This window comes from Teichococcus vastitatis (assembly GCF_003604215.1).
GTDB lineage: Bacteria > Pseudomonadota > Alphaproteobacteria > Acetobacterales > Acetobacteraceae > Pseudoroseomonas > Pseudoroseomonas vastitatis.
The window spans coordinates 692,997-715,262 of the sequence record NZ_QXGS01000001.1; the positions used below are offsets into that span (position 1 = coordinate 692,997).

20 protein-coding genes are annotated in these 22,266 nt (G+C 70.2%); 12 read left to right on the forward strand and 8 right to left on the reverse strand.

The window, feature by feature from the left end; translation table 11 throughout:
* Entirely contained in the window at positions 1-606 is a 606-nt protein-coding gene (locus tag D2K64_RS03275; RefSeq protein WP_120006836.1) for a cation transporter, read from the reverse strand.
* Complete coding sequence (locus tag D2K64_RS03280; protein WP_120006559.1) at positions 603-2,186, reverse strand: gamma-glutamyltransferase; 1,584 nt, start codon at positions 2,184-2,186, stop codon at positions 603-605. Before D2K64_RS03280 ends, D2K64_RS03275 begins: the two co-directional genes overlap by 4 nt.
* A gap of 166 nt (positions 2,187-2,352) precedes the next feature.
* Here D2K64_RS03280 and D2K64_RS03285 point away from each other — a divergent pair, with 166 nt between their 5' ends.
* From D2K64_RS03285 to D2K64_RS03300, 4 genes are all read left to right on the forward strand, one after another.
* Positions 2,353-4,518 carry a malate synthase G gene (locus D2K64_RS03285; RefSeq protein ID WP_120006561.1) on the forward strand — a complete coding sequence of 722 codons (2,166 nt, stop codon included), beginning with the start codon at positions 2,353-2,355 and terminating at the stop codon, positions 4,516-4,518.
* 4 nt (positions 4,519-4,522) lie between these two features.
* On the forward strand, positions 4,523-5,065 hold the full coding sequence (locus D2K64_RS03290; protein ID WP_120006563.1) for a sigma-70 family RNA polymerase sigma factor: 543 nt from the start codon (positions 4,523-4,525) through the stop codon (positions 5,063-5,065).
* Positions 5,062-5,739: an anti-sigma factor gene (locus D2K64_RS03295; RefSeq protein ID WP_157985695.1), complete on the forward strand. Its 678-nt coding sequence runs from the start codon at positions 5,062-5,064 to the stop codon at positions 5,737-5,739. The genes D2K64_RS03290 and D2K64_RS03295 overlap by 4 nt, the downstream gene beginning before the upstream one ends.
* Positions 5,740-5,842: 103 nt before the next feature.
* On the forward strand, positions 5,843-6,631 hold the full coding sequence (locus D2K64_RS03300; RefSeq protein ID WP_120006567.1) for a DUF4394 domain-containing protein: 789 nt from the start codon (positions 5,843-5,845) through the stop codon (positions 6,629-6,631).
* Positions 6,632-6,649: 18 nt separating this feature from the next.
* Here the strand turns inward: D2K64_RS03300 and D2K64_RS03305 are convergent, their stop codons facing one another.
* A complete protein-coding gene (locus D2K64_RS03305; protein WP_120006569.1) occupies positions 6,650-8,086 on the reverse strand; it encodes a M20 family metallopeptidase in 1,437 nt (478 codons plus the stop codon).
* A 110-nt stretch (positions 8,087-8,196) separates the two neighbouring features.
* On the opposite strand from D2K64_RS03305, the gene D2K64_RS03310 reads away from it, so the two are divergent.
* From D2K64_RS03310 to D2K64_RS03325, 4 genes are read left to right on the forward strand one after another with little or no spacing between them, the layout of a single operon-like run.
* Positions 8,197-8,640, forward strand: coding sequence for an MgtC/SapB family protein (locus D2K64_RS03310; protein WP_120006840.1), 444 nt, complete (start codon positions 8,197-8,199; stop codon positions 8,638-8,640).
* Positions 8,641-8,671: 31 nt separating this feature from the next.
* Positions 8,672-9,379, forward strand: a complete 708-nt coding sequence (locus tag D2K64_RS03315) for an ATP12 family chaperone protein (protein WP_120006571.1) — start codon at positions 8,672-8,674, stop codon at positions 9,377-9,379.
* A 49-nt stretch (positions 9,380-9,428) separates the two neighbouring features.
* Positions 9,429-9,704 carry an acylphosphatase gene (locus D2K64_RS03320; RefSeq protein WP_120006573.1) on the forward strand — a complete coding sequence of 92 codons (276 nt, stop codon included), beginning with the start codon at positions 9,429-9,431 and terminating at the stop codon, positions 9,702-9,704.
* Positions 9,705-9,709: 5 nt separating this feature from the next.
* Positions 9,710-10,630: a glycosyltransferase family protein gene (locus tag D2K64_RS03325; protein ID WP_120006575.1), complete on the forward strand. Its 921-nt coding sequence runs from the start codon at positions 9,710-9,712 to the stop codon at positions 10,628-10,630.
* 36 nt (positions 10,631-10,666) lie between these two features.
* Here D2K64_RS03325 and D2K64_RS03330 read toward each other — a convergent pair whose 3' ends face one another.
* Positions 10,667-11,689, reverse strand: coding sequence for an amino acid ABC transporter substrate-binding protein (locus tag D2K64_RS03330; RefSeq protein ID WP_120006576.1), 1,023 nt, complete (start codon positions 11,687-11,689; stop codon positions 10,667-10,669).
* A gap of 494 nt (positions 11,690-12,183) precedes the next feature.
* Here D2K64_RS03330 and D2K64_RS03335 point away from each other — a divergent pair, with 494 nt between their 5' ends.
* On the forward strand, positions 12,184-13,353 hold the full coding sequence (locus D2K64_RS03335; RefSeq protein ID WP_120006578.1) for a multidrug effflux MFS transporter: 1,170 nt from the start codon (positions 12,184-12,186) through the stop codon (positions 13,351-13,353).
* 60 nt (positions 13,354-13,413) lie between these two features.
* On the opposite strand, the gene guaA is transcribed toward D2K64_RS03335, so the two are convergent.
* Positions 13,414-14,988 carry a glutamine-hydrolyzing GMP synthase gene (guaA, locus tag D2K64_RS03340; RefSeq protein WP_120006580.1) on the reverse strand — a complete coding sequence of 525 codons (1,575 nt, stop codon included), beginning with the start codon at positions 14,986-14,988 and terminating at the stop codon, positions 13,414-13,416.
* A 139-nt stretch (positions 14,989-15,127) separates the two neighbouring features.
* On the opposite strand from guaA, the gene D2K64_RS03345 reads away from it, so the two are divergent.
* Positions 15,128-15,865 carry a DUF1028 domain-containing protein gene (locus D2K64_RS03345; RefSeq protein WP_120006582.1) on the forward strand — a complete coding sequence of 246 codons (738 nt, stop codon included), beginning with the start codon at positions 15,128-15,130 and terminating at the stop codon, positions 15,863-15,865.
* A 37-nt stretch (positions 15,866-15,902) separates the two neighbouring features.
* Here the strand turns inward: D2K64_RS03345 and infC are convergent, their stop codons facing one another.
* The 3 genes from infC to D2K64_RS03360 all read right to left on the reverse strand — a co-directional run bounded on the left by infC (position 15,903) and on the right by D2K64_RS03360 (position 19,302).
* Positions 15,903-16,448, reverse strand: a complete 546-nt coding sequence (gene infC, locus D2K64_RS03350; RefSeq protein ID WP_238383979.1) for a translation initiation factor IF-3 — start codon at positions 16,446-16,448, stop codon at positions 15,903-15,905.
* Positions 16,449-16,495: 47 nt separating this feature from the next.
* A complete protein-coding gene (gene thrS / locus D2K64_RS03355) occupies positions 16,496-18,451 on the reverse strand; it encodes a threonine--tRNA ligase (protein WP_120006584.1) in 1,956 nt (651 codons plus the stop codon).
* Positions 18,452-18,768: 317 nt separating this feature from the next.
* Positions 18,769-19,302: a GNAT family N-acetyltransferase gene (locus tag D2K64_RS03360; RefSeq protein ID WP_238383980.1), complete on the reverse strand. Its 534-nt coding sequence runs from the start codon at positions 19,300-19,302 to the stop codon at positions 18,769-18,771.
* 130 nt (positions 19,303-19,432) lie between these two features.
* Here D2K64_RS03360 and D2K64_RS03365 point away from each other — a divergent pair, with 130 nt between their 5' ends.
* Positions 19,433-20,665, forward strand: a complete 1,233-nt coding sequence (locus D2K64_RS03365; protein WP_120006844.1) for an amidohydrolase — start codon at positions 19,433-19,435, stop codon at positions 20,663-20,665.
* The gene (locus D2K64_RS03370) at positions 20,662-22,245 is read left to right on the forward strand and encodes an ABC transporter substrate-binding protein (RefSeq protein ID WP_120006588.1); all 1,584 of its coding nucleotides are present in this window, start codon (positions 20,662-20,664) and stop codon (positions 22,243-22,245) included. Before D2K64_RS03365 ends, D2K64_RS03370 begins: the two co-directional genes overlap by 4 nt.
* Positions 22,246-22,266: the final 21 nt, after the last annotated feature.

A 22,266-nucleotide genomic window follows, 5' to 3' on the forward strand; every position in this document is an offset into this window, starting at 1 on the left:
TCAGGCCGACGCCGCGCGGCCTTCCTCGCGCGCCGCCTGCCAGACATCCCGCGCCGCGTCGGCGTTCAAGGCGCCGATGCCGAGGCCGGTGATCAGGTCCGGCCATGCGGAGGCCCACAGAAACGCGGTGACCAGCCCGGCCAGGATGATGGCGATGTTGGCCAGCACGTCGTTGCGCGCCGACAGAAAGGCGGCGCGCGTCAGGCTGCCGCCACCGCGGTGGACCCGCGCCAGCATCGCGGTGCAGAGCAGGTTGACCAGCATGGCGCCGGCGCCCGCCAGAGTCAGCGCCAGTGGCGCCGGCGGCACGGGCGCTTGGAACTTGGTCCAGGCGGTCCACAGCGTGGCCAACGCCGGCACCAGCAGGATCAGGGCCAGCACCCGGCCGAGCCGCGCGCGGCGGCGCAGGCTCCAGCCCAACCCCAGCAGGATCAGCAGGTTCAGCGAGGCGTCTTCCAGGAAGTCGATGCTGTCGGCCAGCAGCGACACCGAGCCGATGGCGAGCGCCACGGCGAATTCCACGCCGAAATAGCCGAGGTTCAGCGCCGCGACCCGTCGCACCACCCGCCGCAGCGCCGGGTCAGCGGCGGCCACGGCGCCGGTCACCGCGCCGCCACCGCCGCCGACCACGGCGTCATGGCATCGCTGATGCCGGCGAACCCCGCCTCCTCCCGCCGGATCAGGTTAGGGCAGGCGAAGTTCACCGGCAGCACGGCGTGCTCCACCACGGTGAGCTCGCCCTGCGCCTCCAGCGCCGCCAGAACCTCGGCCGGCAGGCGGCGGTCGGCGGTGGCGCCGTCCGGCCCCGACACGTCGATGCGCGGGTGGTGCGCCGCTTCCTCCGGCGTCATGCCGAAATCCAAGGTGAAGGCCAGCATCTGCGCCACCGAGGCCAGGATGCGCCGCCCGCCCGAGGCGCCCAGCGCCATCACCGGTCCGGTGCCGTCGGACACCGTCACCGGGCACATGTTGCAGAGCGGCCGGGCGCCGGGACGGATGGCATTGGCCGAGCCGGGGCGTGGATCGAACCACATCATGCCGTTGTTCATCAGCACGCCGCTGCCGGGCAGCACCACGCGGCTGCCCATGGAGGAGAGCAGCGTGGTGGTCATCGCCACCATGTTGCCTTCCGCATCCACCACGGTGAGGTGGGTGGTGCAGGTTTCCGACGGTTCGGCGGCGGTAGCGGCGCCGAGGCCTTCGAGGCGCTCGGCATAGGCACCGCGCAGCGTGCGGGCCAGGGCGCTGAACCAGGCGGCATCCGGCGCGGCAGAGTCGAGCCTCGCCATCTCCGCCGCCACCCGCGCCAGGGTGGGCGCAGCGGTCAGCCCGCCGGCGCCCTGCAGCACGATGTCGCCGCGCCAGGGGATGGACAGGGCCGGACGGATGCGCGCCTGGCAGCCGCGCAGATCTTCGGCCGACAGGAAGCCGCCCATCGCCGCCACATCGGCCACGATGGAGGCCGCGACCTCGCCCTCGTAGAAATCGCGCCATCCGGCGTCGCGCAGCCGCTCCAGCGTGTCCGGCAGGCGGCCCAGGCGGAAAAAACCCGGTGCCCCCTGGTAGGGCGCCACCGGCGGCAGCCCGTCCGGCAGGTAGATGCGCGCGCTGTCGGGATACAGCCGCAGCACCTTGGCGGAATTCGCCACCTTCAGCGTGGTGTACCAGTCCTGCGGCAGGCCCCGCCGGGCCAGGGCGATGGCGGGGCCGAGCAGATCGGCCAGGGCGATGCCGCTGCCGAAGCGCTCGGCCATGGCCGCGTAGCCGGCCACCGCCGACGGGATCACCATCGACAGCGGGCCGTGGATGTTGCGGTCGCCCTCCACCTCCGGCCAGGAGAACAGGTCCTGCTTCATCCGGCCGGTCATCGGAAAGGCGGAGGGATCGCTGGCGGCGGGGGCGACGGGGCCGAAATCCAGCAGTTCGGCCCGGGGCTGTCCGGCCTTGTGGACCAGGGCGAAGCCGATGCCGCCCAGGCCAGAGTTCCAGGGCTCCATCGCCGCCAGGGCAAAGGCGGTCGCGACCGCGGCGTCGGCCGCGTTGCCGCCGGCCTCCAGCACCGCGACGCCTGCTTCCGCGGCGGCGCGGCTCTGGCTCACCACCAGGCCCCGCGCGCCGCGCGCCGCCGGCTTGGTGACCTGCCAGTGCTGGGTGGCGAAGGGCGAGGGTGCGTAGGCGATGGCCATGGCGGCGGGCATCCTGTTCCGTGGATCGGGGCCGCCAGCGTCCACCCATCGGCGGAAACCGGCAATGGGCATTCCACCCCGGTGAGGCGGCGGGGGCGGCTTTGCCGGCGGGCGGCGTTGCCGTCTATGCTCAGACCAGAAGAACCAGCTTGGAGGATCACGGGGCATGGCGAACACCGAGGCGGGGCTGCAGGTCGCACCCGTGCTGCGTCAGTTCATCGAGGCCGAGGCGCTGCCCGGCACCGGCATCGAGCCGGCGGCGTTCTGGTCATCCATGCAGGCGATCCTTGCCGATCTGGGGCCGCGTAACGCCGAGCTGCTGGCCCGGCGGGACGCGCTGCAGGCGAAGCTCGACGAATGGCACCGGGCGCATCCGCAGAAGCCGGTGGATCTCGCCGCCTACCGCGGCTTCCTGGAGGAGATCGGCTACCTGCGGCCCGATCCCGGCCCGGTTACCATCACCACCGAGAACGTGGATCCGGAGATCGCCACCCTGGCCGGCCCGCAGTTGGTGGTGCCGGTGAACAACCCCCGCTACGCGCTGAACGCCGGTAATGCCCGCTGGGGCAGCCTGTATGACGCGCTCTACGGCACGGACGCCATTCCCGAGGAGGGCGCGCTGGCCCGTGGCGCAGGGGGCAAGGGCGGCTTCAACCGGGCCCGCGGCGAGAAGGTGATCGCCAGGGCCCGCCAAGTGCTGGATGGCGCGGCGCCGCTGCTGGGCGGGTCCTGGTCGGACGTGGCGGAGCTGTCGGTGGTCGGCGGCGTGCTGGTGGTCGGGCTGGTGCAGGGCGGCGCCACGGCGCTGCGGGATTCCGCGCAATTCGCCGGCTATGCCGGCAGCGCCGAGGCGCCGTCCGCCATCCTGCTGCGCAACAACGGCCTGCACATGGAGGTGGTGGTCGACAAGGCCCACCCCATCGGCCGGGAGGACCCGGCCGGCATCGCCGACGTGGTGCTGGAATCCGCCATCTCCACCATCATGGATTGCGAGGATTCGGTCGCCGCCGTGGACGCCGAGGACAAGGTGGCGGTGTACCGCGCCTGGCTCGGGCTGATGAAAGGCGACCTCGAAGCCTCCTTCGAGAAGGGCGGCCGAACCCAGACCCGGCGGCTGAACGGCGACCGCGATTACACCACGCCGGAGGGCGGCACGCTGACGCTGCCCGGCCGCTCGCTGATGCTGGTGCGCAATGTCGGCCACCACATGATGACCGATGCCGTGATGCTGGATGGAAGGGAGGTGCCGGAAACCATCCTGGACGCCCTGATCACTGTCGCCATCGCGCTGCACGACGTGAAGGGCCGGCGGCTCAACAGCCGCGCCGGCTCCGTCTATATCGTCAAGCCGAAGATGCACGGGCCGGAGGAAGTGGCCTGGGCGAACGAGCTGTTCGGCCGCGTCGAGGACGCGCTCGGCCTGCCGCGCAACACGTTGAAGATGGGCATCATGGACGAGGAGCGGCGCACCACGGTGAACCTGCGCGCCTGCATCGCCGCCGCGTCGGCGCGCGTCGCCTTCATCAACACGGGCTTTCTCGACCGCACCGGCGACGAGATCCACACCTCCATGGAGGCCGGGCCGGTGCTGCGCAAGGGCGACATGAAGGGCGCCGCCTGGATCAAGGCCTATGAGGACTGGAACGTCGACACCGGCCTCGCCTGCGGGCTGCGCGGCAAGTCGCAGATCGGCAAGGGCATGTGGGCGGCGCCCGACAAGATGGGCGACATGCTGGCGCAGAAGGGCGGCCATCCGAAGGCCGGCGCCAACACCGCCTGGGTGCCCTCCCCCACCGCCGCCACGCTCCATGCGCTGCACTACCATGAGACCAGCGTGGCGAAGCGGCAGGAGGAAATCGCGCAGGGCGGGGCGCGCGCCAGGTTGGACGACATCCTGACCATCCCGCTCGGCACCAGCAACTGGGCACCGGGCGACGTGCAGGCGGAGCTGGACAACAACGCCCAGGGCATCCTCGGCTACGTGGTGCGCTGGATCGACCAGGGCGTCGGCTGCTCCAAGGTGCCGGACATCAACGATGTCGGCCTGATGGAGGACCGCGCGACGCTGCGCATCTCGGCGCAGCACATCGCCAACTGGCTGCGCCACGGCATCGTCAGCGAGAGCCAGGTGGAGGACACGCTGCGCCGCATGGCCGCGGTGGTGGACGGGCAGAACAAGGCGGACCCGGCCTACAGGCCGATGGCACCGGGCTATGACGGCCCGGCCTTCCGGGCGGCGCGCGACCTGGTGTTCGAGGGCGCCAAGCAGCCGAACGGCTACACCGAGTTCGTGCTGCACCGCCGCCGGCGCGAAGCCAAGGCGGCGGGCTGAGGCCATGGATGGCGGCGGGCAGGATCTGACCGGGCTGCTCGCTGCCGTCGCGGCCGGCGACCGCGCGGCCTTGCGCGGTGTCTATGACCGGCAGTCGGTGCGGTTGTTCGGCGTGGCCAACGCCATCCTGCGCGACCGCGACCGCGCCGCCGACGCGCTGCACGACGCCTTTCTCAACATCGCGCGCCGCGCCGAACAATTCGATCCCGGACGCGGCGCGGCGGAAGCCTGGCTCGGCGGCATCGTCCGCCATGCCGCGCTCGATATCGCCCGACGGCAGGGGCGCGAGATCCTGACCGACGATCCCGCGCTCGGCGATGCGGCGGTGGATGCCAGCGCCCTGGACAGCGTCGCCGCCCGCGCCGATGGACGCCGGCTGCGCGACTGCCTGCTGGCGCTGGAGGAACGCAACCGCCACGGCATCCTGCTCGCCTTCGTGCACGGGCTGTCACACGCGCAGATCGCGGCGAGGCTCGACCAGCCGCTCGGCACGGTGAAGGCATGGATCCGGCGCGGCCTGGCGCAGCTTCGGGGGTGCCTGGCATGACGCAGGAAGAACGCGACGCGCTGGCCGGCGAATACGTGCTGGGCACGCTGGAAGCACGCGAGGCCGAGGCGGTTGAGCGCGTCATGGCGCGGGATGCCGAAATGCGCACGGCCGTCGCCGCCTGGGAAGCGCGATTGTCGCCGCTGATGGCGCTGTCCCCGCCCGAAGCGCCGCCGCCGGCGCTCTGGCAGCGCATCGAGGAATCTCTGTCCGATGCCCCGGCCGGGCCGCGACGCGTGAACGGCGGCGCGGGCTGGCTTTGGCGGGGCTGGGCGCTGGGCGCCACCGGGCTGGCCGCCGGCCTCGCGGCGCTGCTGCTGCTGCAGCCCGCCGAGCCGCCGCGGCTGATGACGGTGCTGCTGACCCAGCGCGATCAGCCCGCCTGGGTGGTGGAAACGGCGCGCGAGGGACTGCGGCTGGCTTCGCTGAACCCGCAGCCCCTGCCGCCGGACCGCGTGCTGCAGCTCTGGGCTCTGCCGCAGGGCGCCACCGCTCCGGTCTCGCTGGGGCTGATCCCGCCCGAGGGACGCATCATCGTGGCGCCCGGCGGTCTCGAGCCGCAGCCCGGCATGCTGATCGAGATCACGCTGGAGCCGCCAGGCGGATCGCCGCTGCCGCGGCCGAGCGGCCCGGTGCAGTTCATCGGCAGGCTCACCGCGGCGACGGGGAGCTGAACCGGATCGCTTTTTCGTGATCAGATGGGCTGCGTCCAAGCCCGCCGGGGCTGCGTAACGCCGGCAGAGGAGCATCCCGCCCTCACGGAACCGGAGCCACCTGATGATCCTGTCACGTTCCCTCGCCTGCGCCGCCATGATCCTGCCCGGCGTGCTGGGCCTGACCCGCGCGGCCGATGCGGCGACCCTGATCGGACTGACCAACAGCAACGAGATCGTCGCCATCGACACCGAGACCCGCATGGCGGCGAAGCCGGTGGCCGTGCGCGGCGCGGAGGGCACGCTGCTCGGCATCGATCAGCGTCCGGCCGACGGCAAGCTCTACGGCGTCACCAGCGCCGGCCAGATTGTCACGGTGGATCCCGCCAGCGGCCAAGCCGTCCAGGTCAGCAGCCTGTCGGAGCGTTTCGAGGGCGGCGGCCGCGCCGTGGTGGACTTCAATCCGATGGCCGACCGGCTGCGGCTGATGGGCATGAACGGCACCAATTTCCGCGTCCATCCCGACACCGGCGCGGTGACGCGGGACGGTGCGCTGAAGTACCAGGCCGGCGCACTCGGCGAGACGGTGCCGCGCATCACTGCCGGCGCCTATACCAACAGCGTCGGCAAGCCGGCCGCGACGATGCTCTACACCCTGGACATGCTGCTCGGGCAGCTGAACCTGCAGGCGCCGCCGAATGACGGGGTACAGCAGCCCAAGGTGCTGCTCGGTTCGCTGCCGGCCGGCGCGGCCTTCGACATCGCCAGCCGGGCGGAAGGCGACAACACCGCCTGGCTGCTGGCGGATGGTACGCTGCACAACGTGATGCTGGATGGCGGCACGCTGACCACCCTGGGTCCGGTGGCACGGCTGCCGCGCAGCGAGATCATCGACGTCGCCGCCATGCGGTGAGGGCGGGCGGAACCGGCCTCAGCGCGCGGCGCGCAGCGGCGGCGCCTTGACCTCCGGCGGGATCGGGCAGGCATAAGGCCGGCCGCCGGTGCGCCGCCGCAGCTCCGCCTTGGCGCGGGCCAGCAGCTCAGGGTCGCGGATCGCGTCCAGCGCCGTCGCGGCCATCGCCTTGGCGGCGTGCAGCATGCCCTTGTGCGCCGCCGGGCTCTTGCCCTGCGCCACCATCTGCCAGGTGTGGAACGGCGTGCCCACCGCGTAATTCGCCCCGTGGCACTGCACCGTCGGCACCACCCAGGACACATCGCCCACATCGGTGGAGCCCGGCATCCAGCGCGGCGTGCCGTCGAAGGGCAGGATCTCGGCCGCCAGGTCGAGCGACGCGGCCTCCGGAGGGGCGCCGAAGAACTCGACGCTGCTCTCAATGTCGTCCGCCGTCAGGGTCTCACGGATGGCGGCGGCGAAGGCGCGTTCGGCATCGTCGAACACCGGCGCGCCGAGGCGGCGGATGTTCTCGTGCATCACCATCTCCAGCACCGTGTTCGGCATGACCTCGGAGCAGGCCTTGTCGATCTCCACCGAGAGCTGCGTCTCGGTCATGTGCGCGGCACCCTCGGCGCAGCGCTTCACGCGCTCGAACAGCGCCGCCGCCTGCGCCACCTTGGGCGAGCGGATCAGGTACAGCACCTCGGCATTGGCCTGCACCACGTTGGGCGAATTGCCGCCGGCGTCGGTGATGGCGTAGTGCAGCCGTGCGTCGGAGGGGATGTGCTCGCGCAGGTAGTTGGCGCCCATGTTCATGATCTCGACGGCGTCCAGCGCCGAGCGGCCAAGATGCGGGGAGCCGGCGGCATGGGACGGCCGTCCCTTGAAGCGGAAATACACCTGGAAATTCGCCAGCGTCCTGGCCGAGTTCACGCCGGCGAACACGCCGGGATGCCAGCAGATGGCGGCGTCGAGGTCGTCGAACACGCCGTCCCGCGCCATGAAGGTCTTGCCGGAGCCGCCTTCCTCGCCGGGGCAGCCGTAATAGCGGATGGTGCCGGGGCGGCCCTCCGCGGCCAGCGCGTCGCGCGCCGCCACGGCGGCCAGCATGGCGCCCGAGCCCAGCAGGTTGTGGCCGCAGCCATGGCCGATGCCGCCCGGCACCACCGGCCGCGGCTCCGCCACGCCGGCCTCCTGGCTGAGCCCGGCCAGGGCATCGAACTCGCCGAGAAAGCCGATCACCGGGCCGCCGTGAGCCCATTCCGCCATGAAGGCGGTGGGCAGGCCGGCGACCTCGCGGGTGATGCGGAAGCCCTCGCCTTCCAGCGTCGCGATCTGCGCCGCCACCGACTGGTGCTCGTTGAAGCGCAGCTCGGCGAAGCCCCAGATGGTGTCGGCCAGCCGGGTATAGGCAGGACCCTTGCCCTCAATGCGGGCGGACAGCTCGTCCAGGCTGATGGGATCGTTGCGCATGATCGGGCCTCCGCTGCGGTCAGGCCGGATCTATACGCCTCCTGCGGCGCGAGACAACGCGGAGCCGGCAACCGGACGGCACCGTCCCCGTTGCCGGAATGGAGAAGCCGATGCTGCCTGACGACCCGCAACTCGCCCCGGCGCTGTTGCAGATCCGCGACCTAGTGGTGGCCTATGTGCTGGCCCTGCCGATCGGTTGGGACCGCGAGCGGGAGGACCGCAGTGCCGGGCTGCGCACCTTCCCCCTGGTGGCGCTGGCCTCCTGCGGCTTCCTGCAGGCGGCGGGAGTGCCGGCCGACATCAACGCCGATGCCGTGTCGCGCATCCTGCAGGGCCTGACCACCGGGATCGGCTTCGTGGGCGCGGGCGCCATCATCCGCGACCGCGGACGGGTGCACGGCACCGCCACCGCCGCCGGATTGTGGGTGACGGGCGCGATCGGCGCCGCCGTGGCGCTGCATGCCTTCGCCGTGGCGGTGATGCTGTCGCTCGCCACCGTGCTGACCCTGCGCGGCCTTCAGGGATTGAAGCCGCAGCGGAAGGACAAGGCTTGATGCGACAGCGGCCCTCCGCGATAAGCCGCGCATGAAGCGTTTCTGGGACCAGGCCACCGTCTCCGAAGGCGAGGATGGCTTCACCGTGCTACTGGACGGCCGTCCGATGCGGCTGCCCGGCAGCGGCGCGCTGCGCCTGCCCGGCCGTGCCCTGGCCGAGGCGGTGGCCGCCGAATGGCAGCAGGCCGGCGGCGCCGCCAAGGGCGGCGAGATGAGCCTGGAGGAGGTTCCGCTGACCCGCGTCGCCGCCACGGCGGTGGACCGCATCGCGCCCGACCCGGCGCCCTCCGCCGCTGCCGTGGCGAAGTATGGGGAAACCGACCTGCTCTGCTACCGCGCGACCGAGCCGCGCCTCGCCGCCATCCAGGCGGCGGAATGGCAGCCGCTGCTGGATTGGGCGGCCCTGACCTATGACGCCCCGCTGCGGGTGACGGTTGGCATCATGCCGGTGGAGCAGGACCCGGCCTCGGTGGCCGCGCTGCACCGCGCCGTGGCCGCCCTGCCGCCGCTGGAGCTGGCGGCGCTCGGAATCGCGGTACCGGCGCTGGGCAGCTTGGTGCTGGGTCTCGCCATCGTGGCCGGGCAGGTCGATGCGGCGGAGGCTTGCCGGCTCGGCTTCGTCGATGAAAGCTACCAGCAGGAATTGTGGGGCGTGGACGAGGAAGCCGCGGCGCGGCAGCGGGCCGTGGAGCGCGACGTCCATCTGGCGGCGCAATTGCTGCGGCTGGCACGGGCCTGAGACGCTTCCCGCCACGCCGTGGACCAGGGCGGAAGGGGAGGAGCAGGACATGGATGCCAAGACGGTGCGGATCCGCGGCCGGGTGCAGGGCGTCGGCTATCGCGACTGGATGGTGGCCGAGGCGCACCGACTGGGCGTGCAGGGCTGGGTGCGCAACCGCAGCGACGGCAGCGTGGAAGCGCTGGTTTCCGGCGATGCCGCCGCCGTCAGCGCGCTGCTGACCGCCTGCCGCAAGGGCCCGCCGCTGGCCTGGGTGGAGCAGATCGACGAGGATTTCGCCGAACCTCCGGCCGAGCCCGGCTTTCGCCGCGTCGCCGGCCGGTGAGCCCGGTGCACAGCGTCACCGCGCCGATCATCCTCTACGCGTTCGACCGGCCGCACTACCTGGAGCGGATCTGCGCCTCGCTCGCGGCGCAGCGCGGGGTGCGATTCGACCCCGCCCGAGTGTGGCTGCTTCAGGATGGCGCGGTGTCGCGCCACACCGGCCGGCGCTTCACCACGGATGCGGCGCTGGATGAATGCGTCGCCGCCTTCCGGCGCCATTTTCCCGCCGGCCAGGTGATGCGCAGTCCGCATAACCTCGGCGTGGCGCAGAACATCCTGCGCGGCGAGCGGCTGGCTTTCGAGGAGCTGGATGCCGAGCTGGCCTACTTCCTGGAGGACGATCTGGAGCTCGGCCCCTGGTACCTGTTCGCGCTGGAGGAACTGCGCCGCCGCAGCGAGTCGTTCGACCACGTTGCCTATTTCGCCGCCTATGGCGACCACCGGCGGGATTATCCGGGCCCGGTGGTGAAATACATCCCGCTGGAGCACCATTGGGGCTTCGGGCTGCGGCGGCAGGCCTGGCGGCGGATGATGGAATGGCTAGCGCCGTATTACGCGCTGCTGGAGGGCCGCGACTACAATGACCGGCCGCACCGGCGCATCTTCGAACTCTACCGGCCGCTGAGCATCACCACTGAGGCGTCATCCCAGGACGCGGCCAAGAGCATCGCCTGCCTGGAGTTGGGCATGACGCGGGTGCTGACCACCGTGTCCTTTGGCCGCTATATCGGCGAGCAGGGCAATTCCTTCTCGCCGGCGCATTTCCGCGCCATGGGCTTCGACCGCATGCGCATCGCGCAGAGCGAAACCTACGAGTTCATGCCGCTCGACGAGGCGAAGCTGCGGGAGATCGACGGCTTTCACCGCCGCCACTACGAGCGGCTGCGGCGGGAACGCTTCGACGCGATTCTCGCCGCCCATGGGTAAGGGCGGCCGGGGAGACGCCCTCCCCGGCATGATGCCTCAGCGCATCGGCGGCGCATATTGCAGCCCGCCCTTGGTCCACAGGCTGTTCAGCCCTCGCTGAACGCCGATCGGGGTGATGTTGCGCTCCCAGGTCTCGCCGAAATTGCCAACCTGGCGCACGACCTGCACCGCCCAGTCCGGCGCCAGCCCCAGCATCTTGCCCAGCTCGCCGCTCCTGCCCATGAAGCGCTGCACGTCCGGGTTGGTGCTGTTCTCGAACTCGGCCAGGTTGGTGCTGGTGATGCCGAGCTCCTCCGCCGTCAGCTGCGCGAAATGCGTCCAGCGCACGATGTCGAAGAACCGCCAGTCGCCCTTGCGGATGGCGGCGCCGAGCGGCTCCTTCGAAATCACCTCGGGCAGCAGCACGTAGTCGGCGGGGTTGCGCTGCACCGCACGGAAGGCGGCAAGCGAAGAGGTGTCGTTGGTATAGGAATCGCAGCGCCCGGCAATAAAGGCGGAGCGCAGTTCCTCGACGTTCTCGATGACGACCGGTGTGAACTTGATGCCGTTGCTGCGGAAGTAATCGGCGGCGTTCAGCTCGGAGGTGGTGCCGGGCTGCAGGCACAGGGTGGCGCCGTCGAGCTGCTTGGCGCTCTCCACCCCGAGCGACTTCCGCACCATGAAGCCCTGGCCATCGTAGAAATTGACTGTGGCGAAGGCGAGGCCCAGCGCCGCCTCGCGCGCGAGGGACCAGGTGGTGCTGCGCACCAGCAGGTCCAGCTCCCCCGATTGCAGCGCGGTGAAGCGGTTCTGGGTGGTGGTGTTGACGTAGCGCACCTTGTCCGCGTCGCCGAGGATGGCGGCGGCGACGGCGCGGCAGCCATCCACGTCGAGGCCGCGATAGACGCCGCGGCTGTCAGGCAGGCTGAAGCCGGCGGTGGTGCCGATCACGCCGCAGACCAGCGTTCCGCGGGCGCGGATGGCGCCCACCGTGTCGGCGGCAGGCTGGGCGGCGGCGGGGAGGCCGAAGCCGGCCACGAGCGCGAGGCCGCCCGCGAGGGCAGCGAGATTTCGGAACACGGCATTTCTCCCTGGGTTTTTCTGGGCCGGCGCGTCGCCGGCCAGGCAAGTCTTCCCGCCCCGCCAACGCTCGGCAAGCCGGAACACGCGGGGAAGCGCAATGCGCCAATGTAGGCGGCCGGGGGCGGCGCTGCGGCCCGAACAGGTCCCGCCGCCGGATGCGGCCGCCGGCCCTCTCGCACCGGCGGCGTGCAGCCCGCCCCTGGCTGAGGAGTGATCGATGACGCCCGGCACGTCAGGAGATGAAGCTGTGGCCGCATGCCTCAGCGAAGCGGCCGGCACCAGGGTGACCTTGCTGACGGAATGACCTGCCGCAGTGAATCATAATATTATCATCCAGCTCTCCGGTGCACAGGATCCGGGCGGATTTCGCTATCCGGCAGCAGTTGTGGGCCCTGGCGGTTCTTCGCGCGGCAGGTCATTCTGTTTCGGCATGGCCAGAGATACGGCGATGCCTGCACAGCCCCGCTTCCATCTCCGGATCATTCCCCACCATGCCTGTCTGGCTGCCCCTGTTGCTCGGCTTTCTGACCGCGATCGGGCCGCTCTCGACCGACATGTACCTTCCCGCCTTTCCAGCCATCGAGCACGGGTTCGGCGCGCCAACGGGATCGGCCGAGTTGACGCTGGCCGCCTGGTTCCTCGGTTTGTCGGTCGGGCAGCTGGTGCAGGGCACGCTCGGGGACCGGCTGGGCCGGCGGCGGCCGCTGCTGATCGGCCTGTTCATCTTTATCCTCGGTTCGGTGGGCTGCGCCACCGCCACCAGCATCGAGATGCTGGCGACCTTCCGCTGCGTCGCCGCCTTCGGCGGCTCGGCCAGCATGGTGCTGCCGCGTGCCGTGGTGCGCGACTTGGCGGATGGTCACGCGGCGGCGAAGCTGATGTCGCGGCTGATGCTGGTGATGGGCGCGGCACCGATCCTGGCCCCCAGCCTGGGCGGGCTGATGCTGAACTTCGGCGGCTGGCGGCCGATCTTCTGGTTCGGGGCCGGATATGCCGTGATCTCCTCCGTGCTGGTGTGGCGGCTGCTGCCGGAAACCCTGGCCCCCGAACGCCGCCTGCGGCTCGGCTTCAGCGCCTTGCTGGTGCGCTTCCTGCAGATCCTGCGCGAGCCCAGCTTCATCACCCACGTGATGATGGGCAGCGCTATGCTGTTCATGCTGTTCGCCTTTATCGGCGGCGCGGCCGGAGTGTTCGTCGGCCAGTTCGGCATGACGCCGGGTGCCTTCGCCATCCTGTTCGGCGCCAACGCTTCCGGCTTCATCATCTGCTCGCAGCTCAACCCGCCGATGCTGCTGCGCTTCGGGCCGCAGCGGCTGGTGCGGATGGCGGCCCTGGCGATCCTGCTGGCAACGCTGGTGCTGACCGTGATCGCCTATGTTGGTCCGCCGCATTGGCTGGCGATCCTGCTGCCAGTGGCGGTGGCGATGTCCTGCTCGTCCTTCGTGATGCCCAACGCGGCGGTCGGCGCCTTGAGCCGGCATGCCATGCAGGCGGGCTCCGCCTCGGCCCTGATGGGCACGCTGCAATTCGCCATCGCCGGCAGCAGCGGCTTCCTGCTCAGCCACTTCGCCGACGGCACGGCGCGGCCGATGGCGACGCTGATGCTGCTGGGCGCCCTGGGGGCGGTGCTGGCCGAGCGGCTGCGGCCGGCGCCCCGCTGACACGGAAAGGGGAGACCCTGCCTTCCCCGCCGCACCGCTCGCCCGGCTATCCCGGCCGCCTCATTCCCATTCAATGGTGCCGGGGGGCTTCGAGGTGATGTCGTAGGTCACCCGGTTGATGCCACGCACCTCGTTGACGATGCGGGCCGAGACGCGCGTCAGGAACTCCATGGTGAACGGGTACACATCCGCCGTCATGCCGTCCGTGGAGGTCACCGCGCGCAGGGCGCAGACATTGTCGTAGGTGCGGCCATCGCCCATCACCCCGACGCTCTTGACCGGCAGCAGCACGGCGAAGGCTTGCCAGATGGCGTCATAGAGGCCCGCGGCGCGGATCTCCTCCAGATAGATGGCATCGGCCTTCTGCAGGATCTGCACCCGTTCCCGCGTGACTTCGCCGGGAATGCGGATGGCCAGGCCCGGGCCGGGGAACGGGTGGCGGCCGACGATCTCCTCCGGCATGCCAAGCTCACGGCCCAGCTCGCGCACCTCGTCCTTGAACAGGTCGCGCAGCGGCTCCACCAGCTTCATCCGCATGCCCTCGGGCAGACCGCCGACATTATGGTGCGACTTGATGGTGACCGACGGCCCGCCGGTGGCCGAAACGCTCTCGATGACGTCCGGATACAGCGTGCCCTGCGCCAGGAAATCAGCGCCGCCGATCTTGGCCTGCTCCTCTTCGAAGACCTCGATGAACAGGCGGCCGATGGTCTTGCGCTTCCGCTCCGGGTCTGTGACGCCTTCCAGCTGGCCGAGGAACAGGTCGGAGGCGTCACGGTGCACCAGCCTGATGTTGAAGCGGTCACGGAAGGTGCGGACCACCTGCTCCGTCTCGCCGCCGCGCATCACGCCGTGGTCGACATAGATGCAGGTCAGCTGGTCGCCGATGGCCTCGTGGATCAGCACGGCCGCCACCGAGGAATCGACGCCGCCGGACAGGCCGCAGATGACCTTGCCGTCGCCGACCTGGGCGCGGATGCGCTGGATCGCCTCGGCCCGGAAGGCCGCCATGGTCCAGTCGCCCCCGCAGCCGCAGACGCCGTGGGTGAAGTTGCGCAGCAACTGTGCGCCATGCGGGGTGTGGACCACCTCGGGGTGGAACTGGATGCCGTAGAAGTGCCGGCTGTCATCGGCCACCATGGCGAAGGGGGCACCCTCGCTCACCGCCACGATTCGGAAACCCGCCGGCAGCTCGGCGACGCGGTCGCCATGGCTCATCCAGACCTGCTCCCGCGCGCCGGGAGACCAGACGTCCCGGGTCAGGGCGCATTCTTCGCGCACCTCGACATAGGACCGGCCGTATTCCTGGTGGTCGCTCTTCTCGACCCGGCCGCCGAGCTGCATGCACATGGTCTGTTGGCCGTAGCAGATGCCGAGCAGCGGCACGCCCATCTCGAACACCGCCGGCGCCGCGCGCGGGCTGCCCTCATCCACCGTGCTGGCCGGCCCGCCGGACAGGATGATGCCACGGGGCTCGAAGCCCTGGATGCGTTCGGCGGTGGCGGTGAACGGCCACACCTCACAGTAGACGCCGGATTCCCGCACCCGGCGCGCGATCAGCTGCGTCACCTGGCTGCCGAAATCGAGGATGAGGATGCGGTCGTGGTGGAGCGCTTGGGAGGACAGGTCGGCCATGGGCGAGCTTGCACCACAGTCATTTCCCCAAGGCAAGCGTTTCGCACGGATGGAAGGAATGCGGCCGGGGCGCGCCCCCTTGACCGGTGTGGCGGCGTCTCCCCTGATGGCAGCGGGCCAAAACGGAGGAATCGTCTGCATGACTTGGTCGATCGTGGCGCATGACGCCGCAACCGGCGCCTTTGCCGTGGCCGTAACGACCTGCGCCTTTGCCGTCGGCGCCTCCTGCCCGCATGTGCGCGCCGGGGTGGGCGCCGTGTCCACGCAGTCCTTCACCAACCGCTACCTGGCACCGGCCGTGCTGGACGCGCTGGCGCGCGGCCTGGCACCGGCGGCGGCGATCGAGGGCGCCCTGGTGGGGGATGCCGGCAAGGCGCTGCGCCAGATCCATGCCGTGGACCGGCAGGGCCGCAGCGCCGCGTGGACCGGTGAAAGCTGCGTGGAATGGGCGGGCAGCCAGTCCGGCCCTGGCTTCAGCGTCGCCGGCAACATGCTGGCGGGGCCTGCCGTGGTGGGTGAAACGGCGGCGACCTTCGCCTCCGCCACAGCCTCTCTCCTGCCGGAGCGGCTGATGCTGGCGCTGGATGCAGGCGAAGCGGCGGGCGGTGACCGCCGCGGGCGCCAGTCGGCGGCGATGAAACTGGTCACCACCGAGGACTTCCCGGACCTCGACCTGCGGGTGGACGACCATCGGGAACCGCTGGTGGAGCTGCGCCGGCTGCTGGACATCTGGCGGCAGACACGGGCACCGGCCCTGCCCTTCTCGCCTCGCAAGGCGGATCCGGCCGGCATGATCGACAAGGCCATCATCGAGGCCGGCTGGCGGGCGCGCGGGCTGGACCTGCGCTTTCCGAGCCATCCGCCGGCCAAGGGCTGAAGCGTCCCCGGGGAAGGCGCTTCCCCGGGATGAACGCTTATTTGGGCGCCAGCACCATGATCATCTGCCGGTTCTCAAGGCGCGGCATCTGCTCAACCTTGGCCAATTCGCCAAGCTCGTTCCGAACGCGTTCCAGAACCCTGACGCCGAGATCCTGGTGCGCCATCTCGCGGCCACGGAAGCGCAGGGTGACCTTCACCTTGTCGCCTTCCTCCAGGAAGCCCTTCGCCGCCCGCATCTTCACGTCGTAATCGTGGTCATCAATGTTCGGACGAACCTTGATCTCCTTGATCTCGACGATCTTCTGCTTCTTGCGGGCCTCGTTGGCCTTCTTCTGCTGCTCATACTTGAACTTGCCGTAATCGGTGATCTTGCACACCGGCGGCACGGCATTGGGGCTGATTTCCAGCAGGTCCATGCCGACGTCATAGGCACGAAGCAGGGCTTCGCGCGCACTCATGACGCCGAGCATCTCACCATCCTGGTCGATCAGGCGAACCTGCGGGACGCGAATATCCTCATTGACCCGCGGTCCTTCGCGGGGCGGCAGCTGGTTCGGAATAGGGCCTCGGGCCAGAGTCAACTCCTGTTGCTGTTGGAACGAAATCGAAGTGTCTTATGGTCCAGCGATCAGGCCGCTGCAACCTTTAGAGGGGTCTTCAGATCGGGTGGCGCGGCCTCGGCTGCAAGGGTCCCCACCGCCTCGGCCAGCGTCACCGTCACCTGCTCGCGGCCGGGCAGGCGGCGCAGCACCACCTTGCCTTCCTCCGCCTCGCGTCGGCCGATCACCGCCAGCACCGGCACGCGGGCCTCGATATGGTCGACCACCTTGCGGTTGATCTTTTCATTGCGCAGGTCCAGCTCGACCGACAATCCGGCCTTGCGGAAGGCCTCCGCCACCTCGCGAGCGAAGGGCGAGGCTTCGTCCACGATGGTGGCGACCGCAACCTGCACGGGCGCCAGCCAGAGCGGGAAGCGCCCGGCATGCTCCTCGATCAGGATGCCGAGGAAGCGCTCAAAGGAACCCAGGATGGCGCGGTGCAGCATCACGGGGCGGTGCCGGTTGCCGTCCTCGCCGACATACTGCGCATCCAGCCGCTCGGGCAGCACGAAATCGACCTGCAGCGTGCCGCATTGCCAGTCACGGCCGATGGCGTCGCGCAGCACGAATTCCAGCTTCGGGCCGTAGAAGGCGCCCTCCCCCGGGTTCAGCTCGTACTCGACGCCGGCGATGCGGCAGGCTTCCTTCAGCGCGCCCTCGGACCGGTCCCAGGTGGCGTCGTCGCCCGCCCGCTTCTCCGGTCGGTCGGAGAACTTCACCCGGAAGCTTTCGAACCCGAAATCGCGGTAGATACGGGACAGCAGCGCCACAAATTCCACCGTTTCCTGCGCGATCTGCGCCTCGGTGCAGAAGATGTGGGCATCGTCCTGGGTGAAGGCACGCACCCGCATGATGCCGTGCAGCGCGCCCGAGGGCTCGTAGCGGTGGCAGGCGCCGAACTCGGCCATGCGCATCGGCAGCTCGCGGTAGGAGCGCAGCCCGTGGTTGAAGATCAACACGTGGCACGGGCAGTTCATCGGCTTCAGGGCGAGGACGCGGTCCTTCTCGGACTCGTCGTCCACGGTCGCGAGGAACATGTTCTCGCGGTACTTGTCCCAGTGGCCGGAGGCTTCCCACAGCTTGCGGTCCAGCAGCTGCGGGGTCTTCACCTCCTGGTAGCCGGTCGCGTCCAGACGGCGGCGCATGTAGTCCTGCACCGTGGTGTAGAGGCGCCAGCCCTTGGGATGCCAGAAGATCGACCCCGCCGCTTCCTCCTGGAGGTGGAACAGTTCCATCTCCTTGCCGATCTTGCGGTGGTCGCGCTTCTCGGCCTCCTCCAGCTGGTGCAGGTGGGCATCCAGCTCCTTTCCGTCCCGCCAGGCGGTCGCGTAGATGCGGCTCAGCATGGCGTTGCGGTGGTCGCCCCGCCAATAGGCGCCGGCCACCTTCATCAGCTTGAAGGCCGAGCCGATGTCGCCGGTCGAGCGCATGTGCGGTCCGCGGCATAGGTCCAGCCACTCGCCCTGACGGTAGACCGAGATCACCTCGCTCTCCGGCAGGTCGCGGATCAGCTCGGCCTTGTAGCGCTCGCCCTTCTTCTCGAAAAAGGCGATCGCCTCGTCGCGCGGCCATTCTTCCCGCACGAAGGGAGCGTTGCGGCCGATGATCTCCCGCATCTTGGCCTCGATGGCCGGGAAATCCTCGGGCGTGAAGGGCTCATTGCGGGCGAAGTCGTAGTAGAAGCCGTTCTCGATCGCCGGGCCGATGGTGACCTGGGTGCCGGGATAAAGCTCCTGCACTGCCTCGGCCAACACATGGGCGGCGTCGTGGCGGATCATGCCCAGCGCCTCTGGATCCTTGCGGGTGATGAAGCGCACCGCGGCGTCGGAGGCGATCTCGTGCGACAGGTCGCGCAGCTGGCCATCCACCTCCATGGCGAGGGCCGCCTTGGCGAGGCCGGGGCCGATGCTGGCGGCCACGGTGGTGCCCGTCACAGCCCCGTCGAACTGGCGAACGGACTGGTCGGGCAGCGTGATCGCAGGCATCGGAAGGGTATTTCCCTGGGTTGATTTTCGGGCGGCGGACCATGCGGCCCGGCCATCCCGGCGTCAACGAGAAAAGGGCTTCTGAAAACGTGACGGAGAAATGCGGCAGCGCCCGGCCACAGCTATCCATCGCCGCCGCTGGCGCCTTCGCAACGGCGTTCCCGTCCTCGCATCGGGGCCCGGTCGATGCCGCATCCGGTGGCTTGAGGCCGTGGCAGCGACGCGCCGTATCGGAGGAGCCCGCCCGGGTGCCACCTGGCCGCACTCCCGGGCGCGGGCACCAGTCCCGGGAGGGTGCGCGGCACCCCGATCCCGGATCACCCGGCTGGCGGGTGGCCGCCGGAGGCCGCCAGGATCTTCTGCATGAACAGCAGGTCGAGCCAGCGGCCGAATTTGCGCCCCACCTGGCGCAGCTGGCCAGCTTCCTCGAAGCCGGCCTTCCGGTGCAGCGCCGCCGAGGCGACGTTGCTGGCCTCGATCCCGGCCAGCATCACATGCATGCCGGCCGCCACGGCCCGGTCCTGCAGGGCCTCCAGCAGCCCCTGGCCCAGGCCACGCCCGCGCAGCGCCTGATCCACATAGATGGAATGCTCCACCGTCAGCGCATAGCCGGCGAAGGGACGGAAATCCCCGTAGGAAGCGAAGCCCTGGGCACTGCCTTCCAGCTCGGCCACCAGCACCGGCAATCCGCGGCCCCGCCGCTCCCGCAGCCATGCCTGGCGGGCCTCGAGCGTGGTTTCCTCCAGGTGCCAGACGGCGGTGCTGGTCCGGATCGCCTCGTTGAAGATCGTCAGGATGCGGGGCAGGTCGCTCTCCACCGCGTCGCGGATCAGGAATCGGGCAGGGGCCACAGCAATCTCCAGGCAATCAGTCCGGCAGTTATCCCGCGTTCTGGGATGGATGGCCAGCCACCCCCGTTGACCGCTCCGGCGCGGCGGCTCAGTTTCGCCGCCTTTCGTGGCAGAACAGGGATTGGGCAGCGTGCGCCAGGACATCCTCGACGACATCCGGCAGGACGAGGCGGAACTGACCGCCATCCGGCGGGACATCCACCGCCATCCGGAAACCCGCTTCGAGGAGGTTCGCACCGCCGCCCTGGTGGCGGAGAAGCTGCGGGAATGGGGCCTGGAGGTGGAAACCGGCATCGGCCGCACCGGCGTGGTCGGCACCCTCAAGGGGCGCCACCCGCTCGGCCACAACCAGGCGCAGCGCGCCATCGGGCTGCGCGCCGACATGGACGCGCTGTTCATCCAGGAGGAAACCGGCCTGCCGCACGCCTCCGCCGTGCCGGGCAAGATGCACGCCTGCGGCCATGACGGGCACACCACCATGCTGCTGGGCGCCGCCCGGTATCTGGCGCGCAACCCGGATTTCGCCGGCACCGTGCACTTCATCTTCCAGCCGGCCGAGGAAGCCGGTACCGGCGCCGCCGCCATGATCCAGGACGGGCTGTTCGAACGCTTCCCGATGGACAGCGTCTGGGGCATGCACAACACGCCGGGCCTGCCGGCAGGCGCCTTCGCCACCCGCCCCGGCCCGATCCTGGCCGGCGCGGATTTCTGGGGTGTCACCTTCCACGGCACCGGCGGCCATGGCGGCGCGGCGCCGCATCTGGCGACGGATGCCACCGTGGTGCTGGGCCAGTTCCTGATGGCCGTGCACACCATCATCCCGCGCAACCTGAAGCCCACCGAGCCGGCGGCGCTGTCCGTGGGCTATGTGCACGGCGGCACCCAAGGCTCGCCCAATGTGATGCCGGCCAAGGTCGAGGTGCGCGGCACCGCGCGCTACTTCCGCCCGGAGGCGCAGGCGATGATCCGGCGCCGGCTGCGGGAACTGGCCGAAACGCTGGCCGCTGCGTCCGGCTGTTCCGCCGAGTTCACCTATGAGGCGCTCTGCCCACCCACCGTGAACGCGCCGGAAAAGGTCGCTGCCGCCAACGCTGCGGCCGCCGCCGTGGCCGGCGCCGCTGAGGTCGGCGAGTTCCCGATGAGCACAGGCGGCGAGGATTTCGCCTTCATGCTGCAACAGAAGCCCGGCGTGTTCATGCGCATCGGCAACGGCGTGAACCCGGACGGCTCGTTCCACAACGTCCACACCCCGCTCTACGATTTCAACGACGAGATCCTGGTGCCCGGCGCCGCCTACTGGGCCAGCCTGGTGCAGCAGGAACTCGGCCTCGGCGAGGCGGCACGGGTGGAGGACGCGGCATGAGCCTGACCCGACGCGGCTTCGGCGGGGCGCTGCTCGGCGCCGCCGCCCTTCCGGCCCTGCCCGTCCGTGCCCAGGGCGCCGGCGATGCCCTGTCCATCGCGGTCAGCGCACCGCCGGCCAGCATCGACCCGCATTATTACACCCTGACGCCCAGCATCCAGGTCTCCACGCACCTGTTCGACACGCTGGTGCAGCGCGACGAGAACGCCCGGCTGCGCCCTGGCCTGGCCGAGGGCTGGCGGCTGGTGAACGACACCACCTGGGAGTTCACGCTGCGCCAGGGGGTGACGTTCCACAACGGTGAAACGCTGGTGGCGGAGGACGTGACCTACAGCCTGCGGCGCGTGCCGACGGTGCAGAGCCCATCTTCTTTCTCCGTCTACACCCGGGCCATCACCGGCATCGAGGTGCTGGACGAGCGCCGCATCCGCCTCACCACCGCCAGCGCCTATCCGCAGCTGGCCAATGACCTGGCCTCGGTCTTCATCCTGCCGCGCAGCCTGGGGGAGGTCGCCTCGGCCGAGTTCAACAACGGCCGCGCCGCCATCGGCACCGGGCCGTTCCGCTTCGTCTCCTACAGCCCGAACGACCGCGTGCGGATGGAGCGCAACGAGGATTACTGGGGCGACAAGCCCGAATGGCGGACGCTCGACTACCGCATCATCACCCAGTCGGGCTCGCGCGTGGCGGCGCTGCTGTCGGGCGATGTCGGCATGATCGACAACCTGCCCACCGCCGACCTCGCCCGGCTGCGCCAGGAGGACCGCCTCACCATCGTCGAGGGCACCAGCCTGCGGCTGATCTTTCTCGGCCTCGACGTGTTCCGCGACGGCGACAGCCCCGACATCACCGGCCCCAACGGCGAAAAGCTGGGCCGCAACCCGTTGCAGGATCACCGGGTGCGCGAAGCGCTGTCGCTGGCCATCAACCGCCAGGCCATCGTCAGCCGGGTGATGGAAGGCGCCGCGGTGCCGGCCGGGCAGTTCATGCCGGAAGGCGCCTTCGGCTACAACCCGGCCATACCCGTGCCCGGCTTCGATCCCAACCGCGCCAAGGCGCTGCTGACCGAAGCCGGCTATCCCGGCGGCTTCTCCATCGTGCTGCGCGGGCCGAACGACCGCTACGTCAACGACGCGCAGATCCTGCAGGTGGTGGCGCAGCTCTGGGCCAGGATCGGGGTGAAGACCCAGGTCGACGCGCAGCCGCTGGCCACCGTGATCGGCCGGCTGAACCGCTTCGAGGTCTCGGCCTATCTGCTGGGCTGGAGCAACAGCACGGGCGAGCCGTCCACCTCGCTGCGCGCCGTGCTCGGCAGCCGCGGCACGCCGGGGCTCGGCCTGTCGAATTACGGGCGCTATTCCAACCCGGAGATGGACGCGCTGACCGCCGACGGGCTGAAAACGTTGGACGAGGCGGCGCGCGAGAAGAAGCTGCAGGACGCCATGGCGATGGCCATGCGCGACATCGCGGTGATCCCGCTGCACACCCAGAAGAGCGTCTGGGGCCTGCGGCGCGGCCTCACCACCACATCCCGTGTGGACGAGCAGACCCTGGCAATGGGCGTGCGCCGCCAGGGTTGAAGTCCGGCGCCGCCGCACCGG

What these genes read in the sequence shown, in the direction of transcription:
- D2K64_RS03305 (WP_120006569.1), bottom strand. Translation starts at nt 8,086, where the DNA reads ATGCGCAACGATCCCATCAGCCTGGACGAGCTGTCCGCCCGCATTGAG.
- D2K64_RS03370 (WP_120006588.1), top strand. Translation starts at nt 20,662, where the DNA reads ATGAGCCTGACCCGACGCGGCTTCGGCGGGGCGCTGCTCGGCGCCGCC.
- D2K64_RS03320 (WP_120006573.1), top strand. Translation starts at nt 9,429, where the DNA reads ATGGATGCCAAGACGGTGCGGATCCGCGGCCGGGTGCAGGGCGTCGGC.
- D2K64_RS03310 (WP_120006840.1), top strand. Translation starts at nt 8,197, where the DNA reads ATGCTGCCTGACGACCCGCAACTCGCCCCGGCGCTGTTGCAGATCCGC.
- thrS (WP_120006584.1), bottom strand. Translation starts at nt 18,451, where the DNA reads ATGCCTGCGATCACGCTGCCCGACCAGTCCGTTCGCCAGTTCGACGGG.
- D2K64_RS03300 (WP_120006567.1), top strand. Translation starts at nt 5,843, where the DNA reads ATGATCCTGTCACGTTCCCTCGCCTGCGCCGCCATGATCCTGCCCGGC.
- D2K64_RS03335 (WP_120006578.1), top strand. Translation starts at nt 12,184, where the DNA reads ATGCCTGTCTGGCTGCCCCTGTTGCTCGGCTTTCTGACCGCGATCGGG.
- D2K64_RS03280 (WP_120006559.1), bottom strand. Translation starts at nt 2,186, where the DNA reads ATGGCCATCGCCTACGCACCCTCGCCCTTCGCCACCCAGCACTGGCAG.
- guaA (WP_120006580.1), bottom strand. Translation starts at nt 14,988, where the DNA reads ATGGCCGACCTGTCCTCCCAAGCGCTCCACCACGACCGCATCCTCATC.
- D2K64_RS03285 (WP_120006561.1), top strand. Translation starts at nt 2,353, where the DNA reads ATGGCGAACACCGAGGCGGGGCTGCAGGTCGCACCCGTGCTGCGTCAG.
- D2K64_RS03290 (WP_120006563.1), top strand. Translation starts at nt 4,523, where the DNA reads ATGGATGGCGGCGGGCAGGATCTGACCGGGCTGCTCGCTGCCGTCGCG.
- D2K64_RS03315 (WP_120006571.1), top strand. Translation starts at nt 8,672, where the DNA reads ATGAAGCGTTTCTGGGACCAGGCCACCGTCTCCGAAGGCGAGGATGGC.
- D2K64_RS03295 (WP_157985695.1), top strand. Translation starts at nt 5,062, where the DNA reads ATGACGCAGGAAGAACGCGACGCGCTGGCCGGCGAATACGTGCTGGGC.
- D2K64_RS03345 (WP_120006582.1), top strand. Translation starts at nt 15,128, where the DNA reads ATGACTTGGTCGATCGTGGCGCATGACGCCGCAACCGGCGCCTTTGCC.